This is a genomic window from Acinetobacter sp. TSRC1-2 (assembly GCF_049895885.1).
Lineage (GTDB): Bacteria > Pseudomonadota > Gammaproteobacteria > Pseudomonadales > Moraxellaceae > Acinetobacter.
The window spans coordinates 132,647-141,358 of sequence record NZ_JAFCTF010000010.1; the positions used below are offsets into that span (position 1 = coordinate 132,647).

Below are 8,712 nucleotides of genomic sequence, written 5' to 3' on the forward strand. Positions count from 1 at the left end.
TTGGCTTAGCTTAATTCCTGAGGGTCTATATCCAGTGTAAGTTTCATGGTTGAGGGCTTTTGATGCAACATGTTTTGCCACCATGCACGAATATAAAAGTGTAATCGGGCACGATCTTGCGATAACAGTACCATATGCGCCTGATAACGCCCGGCTTTACGTTCCATCGGCGCTGGAATCGGTCCCCAGATATCAATCAGATGTTCAGAAACCTGTCTTAAGGCTTGTGCATGTTGCTGTAAAAATTCCTGATTCTGTTCCTGACTTTTTGATTCGCAACGAATCAATGCGGCATACCGAAAAGGTGGCAACAGTGCCGCTCGACGTTCTGTTAAGGTCTGCTTGGCAAAATGCCGGTAATCTTTGTCAATTAAAGTGTTGAGTAAAGGATGATCCGGTCTCAGAGTTTGTAAATAGACTTCACCTTTGCGTTCACCGCGCCCGGCACGACCAGCCACTTGTACGATTAGTTGAGCGGTACGTTCGGTGGCTCGAAAATCGACACTGAGCAAGCCTGAATCAATATCCAGAATCGCCACTAAAGTGACATAAGGAAAATGGTGTCCTTTGGCCAGCATTTGCGTACCGAGTAAAATAATCGGTTCACTTTTCTGAATCTTGTCATAAATTTTTTGCCAGCTACCGACCCGGCTGGTGGAATCTCGGTCTACGCGAATCACATCGAAATTGGGAAAAAGCTGTTGCAGGTGTTCTTCAACTTTAGCTGTGCCCATGCCAATCGATTTCAGTTCCGTATGTTTGCACTGCGGACAATGATCGGGCATGCGGTGAATGCTGCCACAGTGATGACAATGCAAATGCTGATAAGGCTGGCGGTGCACGGTAAAGTTAGCGTCGCAATGTGGACATTTGGCTTGCCAGGCACAACTTTCACAAATCAGTACCGGTGCATACCCACGGCGGTTTAAAAAAACCAAAACCTGTTCTTTTTTATCTAACCGTTTTTGAATTTCATCAATCAGGCTTTGGCTAATCCCATTCTGCTTTTGCGCAATTTTCAGATCAATCAGATGAATTTTTGGCATCAGCGCGATACCTGCACGCTGATTCAGCTCCAAACGGGTCATTTTCCCGGAATCGACCAATGCATAACTTTCAATACTCGGCGTAGCGGAACCCAAAATAATCGGACAGCTTTCTAGGTGAGCACGATACATCGCGACATCACGGGCGTGATAGCGAAAACCTTCCTGCTGTTTAAACGAGAGGTCGTGTTCTTCATCCAGAATGATTAAGCCCAAATTTGGCAATGGGGTGTAAATAGCAGAACGTGTACCTAAAATAATCGAGGCTTTGCCGGTTTGTGCAGCCTGCCAGGCTTGTAAGCGTTTTGAATCATTCAGCCCTGAATGCAGCAGTACAATGTTACCATGAAAACGTGACTGGAAGCGGCTGATGGTTTGCGGAGTAAGACCAATTTCAGGCACTAAAACCAAAACTTGTTTGCCTTGTTTCAATACCTCTTGCATGATTTGCAAATAGACTTCAGTTTTACCGCTACCGGTTAAACCATCGAGTAAAAAAGCCTGATATTTTTTTTGTGCTTTTAACACCTGTTGAATGGCTTTCTTTTGATCCTCATTCGCTGTTAACGGCATTTGCGCCAGAGTGACCGGCTGCGGGCTAAAATCCTGATTTTCCAAAACACATTCTACAATGGCTTTTTTTTCCAGCGCTTTGAGTGTCGCCGTTTCAACCCCAGCCAGATTTAAAATATTTTCTGCTGTACCCGTGGGATGCAATTTAAGTATTTTATACGCTTGCTGCTGTTTTTCGGAGCGTGTTACTTTGGCTTCCGCATTTAAATCCAGCACTTTCCACATCCGCGCCAATAAATTATACGGTTTGCCCTGACGTAAAAATGTGGGTAAGGCACTCTGAAAAACTTCGCCAATCGGAAACTGGTAATATTGCGCTGACCAAGTCAACAAACTTAAAATTTTGGTATCTAAAATAGCCTCATCATCAAGCAACTCGGTAATGGCCTTAAGTTTAAAACGTGCGTCAATCGGGGTATCATTTGTTAATTTTTCAACAATAATGCCAATCAGATTTTGCCGTCCAAATGACACTGCAACACGTGCCCCAACTTCAGCTTGTTGATATTGTTCAGCCGTTAAGGTGTAATCAAAACAGTCATAAATATAGACCGGTACTGCAACACGAATGCGATAAATGTCGGATGGAGTCAAGGGTGTATTTGGCATAAATTAGGGTCAAAGCGTCCTGATCAAATTTCGTCGTGCTAGAGGTCGAGTTATGTTAGAGTGAGCGAATCATTTATGTATAAGAATATGAATGATTTTGGTGGTCAGACGCAACAGCGCTGAAGCAAATTTTAGAAAGTTAGAGCATCACAATGCCTGCATATCAATTTACTGCCATTGATGCTTCAGGGAAGCAGCAAAAAGGCGTGTTAGAAGGGGATTCAGCACGTCAAATTCGTCAACAGTTAAGAGACAAAGAGCTCATTCCTGTAACGGTTGATCCTGTTGAGCAAAAAGATAAGCACAATTCCACCCGCTGGTTTCAGAAAAAAATCACCGCTTATGATTTGGCACTATTTACCCGGCAACTTTCAGTTCTGGTGGCAGCCGCGATTCCTTTAGAAGAAGCGCTACGTGCGGTGGGCAAACAAAGCGAAAAAGCCCATGTGCAAAATTTGTTGATGTCAGTACGTTCCAAAGTCATGGAAGGGCATTCACTGGCCAATGCCTTGCATCAAGCCGGACGTTTACCTGACTTATATATTGCCACCATTGCCGCCGGTGAACGCTCCGGACATCTGGATTTAATTCTGGATCAGTTAGCAGATTACACTGAAAACCGCTTTGCCATGCAGAAAAAAGTGCAAGGCGCGATGATTTATCCCATTATCCTAATGTTGATGTCCTTTGCGATTGTGATGGGGCTGATGACTTATGTGGTTCCCGATATTGTAAAGACTTTTGATCAAAGTAAAGATGCCTTACCGTGGATTACAGTGGCACTGATGAAGGCCAGTGATTTCATTCGCGTGGCATGGCCATTTCTGTTGGTGGCGAGTGTAGTCGGTTTTATTGCCTTGGCACGTTTTTTAAGAACTTCCGCCGGGCATTATGCTTTTGATCGTTTAACGCTCAAATTGCCATTATTTGGTAAATTATCGCGTGGTATAAATGCCGCACGCTTTGCCAGTACTTTATCGATTTTGACCCAGTCGGGCGTACCATTGGTGGATGCACTTAAAATTGGTGCAGCAGTGAGCAATAACTGGGTGATTCGTGATTCAGTTAATCTGGCTGCCGAGAAAGTCACGGAAGGTGGCAACCTTGCAACGCAACTGGAACGCAGTGGTTATTTTCCACCGATGATGGTACAAATGATCAAAAGTGGTGAAGCATCGGGTGAGCTGGATCGCATGCTGGAGCGTGCCTCGACCATGCAGGATCGAGAAGTCACCACTCTTATTTCAACACTCCTTGCTTTGCTTGAACCGTTAATGCTGGTGTTAATGGCCAGTATTGTCTTGGTGATTGTGATTGCGGTGATGCTGCCGATTGTAAATATGAATAATATGATTTAACCCATCTTATAAAGATAACGATTTTTGCGAGAGAGTTATATGCAAGGGAAAATATATCAAGCCAAGCAATCAGGATTTACCCTGATTGAAGTCATGGTAGTGATTGTGATTTTGGGCGTATTGGCTGCGCTGATTGTACCTAATGTGATGGGGCGCGGTGAAAAAGCCAAGGTGGATACATCTGCCATTACCTTAAAAGGAGTTGCGGGAGCGTTAGATCAATATAAACTCGATAATGGTAAATATCCTTCTATGCAAGATGGCGGTTTAGATGCCTTGGTCAATCAACCGGCTTCTGCAAAAAACTGGATGCAGGGTGGTTATGTCAAAGGGGGTTATCCAAAAGACAGTTGGGATAATGATATTCAATATGTCATTCCCGGGGCTGAAGGTCGAGCATTCGATTTATATTCTTTTGGTGCCGACGGTAAAGAGGGCGGTGAAGGAACAGATGCCGATATTTATTACCAGCCTTAATTCAGCAGCATCATTTATTCTGAGTTAATAGAATATATCACTTCACTTAATTTAACTGTCAATACTAAGTGAAGTGATAATGCATCTTGATTATAAAAAATATAACAAGCTATTGAATTTTAATAAATTTAGATAATAATTTTTGTTTGAGACTTATAATAAGAATTATTCCCATATTTGATAGTTACAATAATGATTATATGTGAATGGAAATAGGCTTTCTATTTATTAAAAAGCTTGCATAATGTTCTGAATGGTAATGATTTTGCCGGGGAGAATGGAATGAAAGCATTAATAATATCGGATGAAATTAACCAATTTCATTGGGCAATGCTCAAGTCTGTTCTTTTAATTTTGAGTTTGCTTCCGATCAGTCAAGGTATTCTAAGTTTATGGCATGCAACAGAAGGAAGTAGCCAGATTATGGTGGGATTTTTTGCAATCAGTTTATTCAGCGCACTGTTTGTTTTGTGCTTTTGGTCGGCATTAAAAGCGACTGTACTGAGATTAAAACAACAACAGGTTTCAGTATTAGAACAAAGTGTAGTGAAAGTTTATCGTTATATTCCGATGCTATTTTTAACAGTAATGATGTCTTATTTAGTGACCCAGCTATAAAATCAGTTGAATAAAAAACCGAGGCATTGACCTCGGTTTTTTATTGTTGCAAATTCTCTCTCCTTTTAGGAGATGAGAATCCTCAGAATATATTCTGAGTTCGCAAGGAAGAGGTTCTCTAAAGTTATTTTTATTCGAGTCCTTTTCCCGATCGCATGAAGAACAATCCCCCTAAGTCCCCCTTTTTCAAAGGGGGGACTTTTGAAGGCGAATATTAACGCCTTGACTTAAACGAAATATCAATCTTACGTGGACGATAAATCCAGCCTAGAATCAACAACAACAATGAGAAACCTAGAATTGGCCAATCACTGAGACGCATATATAAGGTTTCACCCTGCATCGCTGGAACTTCACCACGAAGGATCGCTGTTTGATCCGTCGGTGCTTGTTTTACAATATGCCCGTTATGATCAATAAATGCAGTTACACCGGTATTGGTGGCACGAATAAACCAGCGGCCATTTTCTTTGGCACGCATTTGCACCATCTGTAAATGTTGCCAAGGTCCCGCAGTTCCGGTAAACCATGCATCATTGGATACTGTAACCAAGTAATCGCTTTGACTGGCATTACGACGCGTGAGGTTTGGATAAGCCACTTCATAGCAAATAGCCGCACCAAGCGCATGGTTTTTCACATTCAATGGTTTTTGGTCACGTGCTCCACGAGAGAAACCACTCATCGAGGGGTCATTTTGTAATGCCGGCAATACCCAGCTCAGCCAGCCAGATAAAGGAATATATTCACCAAACGGGACTAAACGTTGCTTTTTATACAGACCCTCAGTCTCATCACCTGTAGCCATGATACTGTTGTAGTACATCGGCATACCTTCGGATTTAGATTCTTTCAAATCCCAATAGGGAAGACCGGTAACCCATGCTGTTCCAGATTTTTCTGCCTGAACTTTCATGGCATCTAGGAAGGGTTGGATATCGGTCTGGAACATTGGAATTGAAGATTCAGGCCAAACAATCAGGTCACGTCCCCATTCGGTACGACTTAAATTGGCATAGATCATCAAGGTTTTAAATTGATACTCTGTCAGCCATTTCAGGTCTTGCGGAATATTGCCCTGAATGAGCGAAACTGAAAGTGGCTTCTCATCTTTTTCTTCAACAAAGTTGAGGTGTGAAGCTCCCCAGGCACCCAGCAGTAAGATCGCGGAAGGAACAATCCAAAACACACGTTTATTTAGGATTTCAACCAGCGAACAGGCCAGTATGATGACAACAAACGATACACCGAAGATCCCGAATAGCGGTGCATAGCCATCTAGGAAGCGTTCAGTAAAAGCATAGCCGACAAATAACCACGGAAAACCGGTAAATACCCAGGTTTTTGCCCACTCAAAGAACACCCAAAGCGGTGCAAAAGTCAGTGGCGTTTCAGGGAAGAAGCGACGATAGATCCAGGTTTGCAAGGCGGTAAATAAACCCATCACCAAGGCCATAAAAGCAATCATCAGTACACTTATAAAGGCACTGGTATCACCATAAACATGGATAGAGGTATAGAGCCAAAATGCACCGACAAACCATAAGCCAAAGCCGTAAGCCCAGCCAATGCCAAAGGCTTGTCTTGCCGAACGTTTACGCAGTGATGCATAGAGCAAGGCCGGGGACAGCAGTGCAAGCCACCAGTAATAATAAGGTGCCAGCGCAAAACTGAACATTGCACCTGAAAACAACGAAATTAAAAAGGGATAAATAAACGGGAGCTGATTTTTTTGTTGAGAGGAATTTAACAGCTTATCAAAGTATGTTCTCATTTACGGACAGCTCGAATCAGATGAATAGTACGTGCATCTGCTTCTACAATGGTGAATTCCCAATTTTCAAGTTCAATGATTTGACCTTGTAAATCGCTGACTAAACCAATTTCTTGAAGCAATAAACCGCCGACAGTTTCTACTTCATCATCAGAAAATTCAGCATCTAAAACATTGTTAAAATGTTCAATTGGTGTAAGTGCTTGAACGAGCCATGTATTCGCCGTTTGAGGATCATTATCCGGAATAATGTATTGAGCCTCTTCATCGACCGTATCATGTTCGTCTTCAATTTCGCCGACAATTTCTTCTAAAATGTCTTCTAAAGTCACCAGTCCAGAGGTTGTGCCATATTCATCAATGACGACAGCAATATGAGTCTGGGTATTTTTTAACATACGCAGGACTTGGTCAGATCGGGCACTTTCTGGAACAAAGATCGGCTGGCGCATTAATGCACGAATATCAACTTTATTGTTCGGTTCTGTCAAAAATGGCAGTAAGTCCTTGGCCAATAAAATGCCGACCACATTGTCGGGTTGGTCGGATGAAAATACCGGGAAGCGAGAATGTGCAGACTCTACAAGGGTATGTAAGATGTCTAAGAGCTGATCATCTTCTTGCAGGCTAATCATCGATGTTCGCGGGGTCATGACCTCACGGACTTTTGTCGCAGGAAGGTCAAGTACGCCTTCAAGCATTGCAACAGTATCGGGTTCTAAAAAACGACGTGAATCTTGTACTAATTTTAGCAGTTCGTCGCGAGTTTCGGGTGCGGTGCTCAACCATTTGCGTAAGCCGCGCATGCCCCACGACGGGCCTGATTCCTCGTGCATGATCTTTCCTAAAGACTCTTAATATCTAAAAAAACAAATTTTATCATACCCGAGAAAATATAGATGTCTATCTATAAAATAGCTGTATTCCATGAATGCTTGAGTCATCATTTCTTGTGATTTTGATATGGTGTTTGAAAGCAAAAGATGGCATTTAAGTTTATGTTAAAATAGCCATGATTTTTTAATACCGAGTTTAAGAATGTCTGAACCGCTTGTTATGCCCACTATTCAGCTGAATACACGAGGACTGCGCTGTCCCGAACCTGTAATGATGTTGCATCAAGCGATTCGTAAATCAAAATCGGGTGATGTGGTGGAAGTGTATGCCACAGATAATTCGACGTCTTGGGATATTCCAAAATTCTGTATGCATTTGGGTCATGAATTATTATTACAGGAAGAAGTACTGGATGAAGCAGGCAATAAAGAATTTCATTATTTAGTCAGAAAAGGCTAATCAATAGAAAAGATTGCGTGACTTCAATGTCATGCATCTTATTGAATAAATATAATAAATAATATTTTCAAAGGGTGAGAATTATTAATAATGATAAAATACAAATACTTTATTGGGATATGTATCCTTTTATTTATTCATGTGACTGTTCGAGCTGAAGAGGTTTATGCATTATCGGAAAATATTCGTAATTTAGAAAATATAGAAAATCGAGTGTTCAGTGATATTGATTTAATGGTTTTTTATCCCTCTGATAATGAATGGAAGGCTCTAAGAGGCATAGAATTTCTTTATTGTTCTGTGATGGCAGAAATTTTAGATGATAAAAGCAATGCTAAGATTTTTTATAAGGATGGAATGGCTTTTTTAAATTCTCATGCTGAAGAATTTGTAAGTGATAAATCTTCAGTAAAACGATCGATGATTATAGAAAGAGTTGATGATATAACATCTAAGTATTATTTTTTTGATCAAAAAGAAACTTTCAAAGGCACACTTTTTTCAACTTTATTTAACGATATTGAAAATGCTTATGTATCTGCTGGTTATGGTAAAAAATTTTCAAATTTAAAATTTAAGTCTTCGTATGAAAGAAGATGTAAAAAATAAACCCGCTTTAAAGCGGGTTTATTTTTATCTCAATTCGAGATTACATATTCGGATAGTTTGGACCACCGCCACCCTCAGGTGTTACCCAGGTGATGTTCTGAGATGGATCTTTAATGTCACAGGTCTTGCAGTGTACACAGTTGGCTGCATTGATCTGAAAACGTTTCGAGCCGTCATTATTTTCCATAATTTCATACACCCCCGCCGGGCAATAGCGCTGAGCAGGCTCATCCCATTTCGGCAGGTTGACGTTGACTGGAATTGAAGCATCGGTTAGCTTCAAATGCGCCGGCTGGTTTTCTTCATGTACCGTGTTGGATACAAACACCGAAGACAGACGGTCAAAGGTCAG

General features: G+C 41.5%; 9 protein-coding genes. 5 read left to right on the top strand and 4 right to left on the bottom strand.

Annotation, left to right across the window (positions count from 1 at the left end; all coding sequences use genetic code 11):
• Positions 1-5 precede the first annotated feature (5 nt).
• Complete coding sequence (locus ACP69Y_RS11700; RefSeq protein WP_425918549.1) at positions 6-2,228, bottom strand: primosomal protein N'; 2,223 nt, start codon at positions 2,226-2,228, stop codon at positions 6-8.
• Between the two features lie 152 nt (positions 2,229-2,380).
• Between ACP69Y_RS11700 and gspF the strand changes: the two genes are divergently transcribed.
• The 3 genes from gspF to ACP69Y_RS11715 all read left to right on the top strand — a co-directional run bounded on the left by gspF (position 2,381) and on the right by ACP69Y_RS11715 (position 4,681).
• Complete coding sequence (gene gspF / locus ACP69Y_RS11705; RefSeq protein ID WP_425918550.1) at positions 2,381-3,586, top strand: type II secretion system inner membrane protein GspF; 1,206 nt, start codon at positions 2,381-2,383, stop codon at positions 3,584-3,586.
• 39 nt (positions 3,587-3,625) lie between these two features.
• On the top strand, positions 3,626-4,063 hold the full coding sequence (gspG, locus tag ACP69Y_RS11710) for a type II secretion system major pseudopilin GspG (protein ID WP_425918551.1): 438 nt from the start codon (positions 3,626-3,628) through the stop codon (positions 4,061-4,063).
• A gap of 282 nt (positions 4,064-4,345) precedes the next feature.
• Positions 4,346-4,681 carry a hypothetical protein gene (locus ACP69Y_RS11715; RefSeq protein WP_425918552.1) on the top strand — a complete coding sequence of 112 codons (336 nt, stop codon included), beginning with the start codon at positions 4,346-4,348 and terminating at the stop codon, positions 4,679-4,681.
• A 214-nt stretch (positions 4,682-4,895) separates the two neighbouring features.
• Here the strand turns inward: ACP69Y_RS11715 and lnt are convergent, their stop codons facing one another.
• Both lnt and ACP69Y_RS11725 read right to left on the bottom strand, forming a co-directional pair.
• Complete coding sequence (gene lnt, locus ACP69Y_RS11720; protein ID WP_425918553.1) at positions 4,896-6,455, bottom strand: apolipoprotein N-acyltransferase; 1,560 nt, start codon at positions 6,453-6,455, stop codon at positions 4,896-4,898.
• The gene (locus tag ACP69Y_RS11725; RefSeq protein ID WP_425918554.1) at positions 6,452-7,291 is read right to left on the bottom strand and encodes an HlyC/CorC family transporter; all 840 of its coding nucleotides are present in this window, start codon (positions 7,289-7,291) and stop codon (positions 6,452-6,454) included. The genes lnt and ACP69Y_RS11725 overlap by 4 nt, the downstream gene beginning before the upstream one ends.
• 202 nt (positions 7,292-7,493) lie before the next feature.
• Between ACP69Y_RS11725 and tusA the strand changes: the two genes are divergently transcribed.
• Together tusA and ACP69Y_RS11735 are read left to right on the top strand one after the other, a co-directional pair.
• Positions 7,494-7,751, top strand: a complete 258-nt coding sequence (gene tusA, locus ACP69Y_RS11730) for a sulfurtransferase TusA (protein ID WP_425918555.1) — start codon at positions 7,494-7,496, stop codon at positions 7,749-7,751.
• A 90-nt stretch (positions 7,752-7,841) separates the two neighbouring features.
• Entirely contained in the window at positions 7,842-8,360 is a 519-nt protein-coding gene (locus tag ACP69Y_RS11735; protein WP_425918556.1) for a hypothetical protein, read from the top strand.
• A 40-nt stretch (positions 8,361-8,400) separates the two neighbouring features.
• Here the strand turns inward: ACP69Y_RS11735 and ACP69Y_RS11740 are convergent.
• Positions 8,401-8,712: 4Fe-4S dicluster domain-containing protein (locus ACP69Y_RS11740; protein ID WP_425918557.1), on the bottom strand; the 312-nt coding region annotated here is incomplete at its 5' end.

Bases quoted from the DNA above. Each gene is read 5' to 3' on its own strand.
- ACP69Y_RS11700 (WP_425918549.1), bottom strand. From the start codon at position 2,228: ATGCCAAATACACCCTTGACTCCATCCGACATTTATCGCATTCGTGTT.
- gspF (WP_425918550.1), top strand. From the start codon at position 2,381: ATGCCTGCATATCAATTTACTGCCATTGATGCTTCAGGGAAGCAGCAA.
- gspG (WP_425918551.1), top strand. From the start codon at position 3,626: ATGCAAGGGAAAATATATCAAGCCAAGCAATCAGGATTTACCCTGATT.
- ACP69Y_RS11715 (WP_425918552.1), top strand. From the start codon at position 4,346: ATGAAAGCATTAATAATATCGGATGAAATTAACCAATTTCATTGGGCA.
- lnt (WP_425918553.1), bottom strand. From the start codon at position 6,455: ATGAGAACATACTTTGATAAGCTGTTAAATTCCTCTCAACAAAAAAAT.
- ACP69Y_RS11725 (WP_425918554.1), bottom strand. From the start codon at position 7,291: ATGCACGAGGAATCAGGCCCGTCGTGGGGCATGCGCGGCTTACGCAAA.
- tusA (WP_425918555.1), top strand. From the start codon at position 7,494: ATGTCTGAACCGCTTGTTATGCCCACTATTCAGCTGAATACACGAGGA.
- ACP69Y_RS11735 (WP_425918556.1), top strand. From the start codon at position 7,842: ATGATAAAATACAAATACTTTATTGGGATATGTATCCTTTTATTTATT.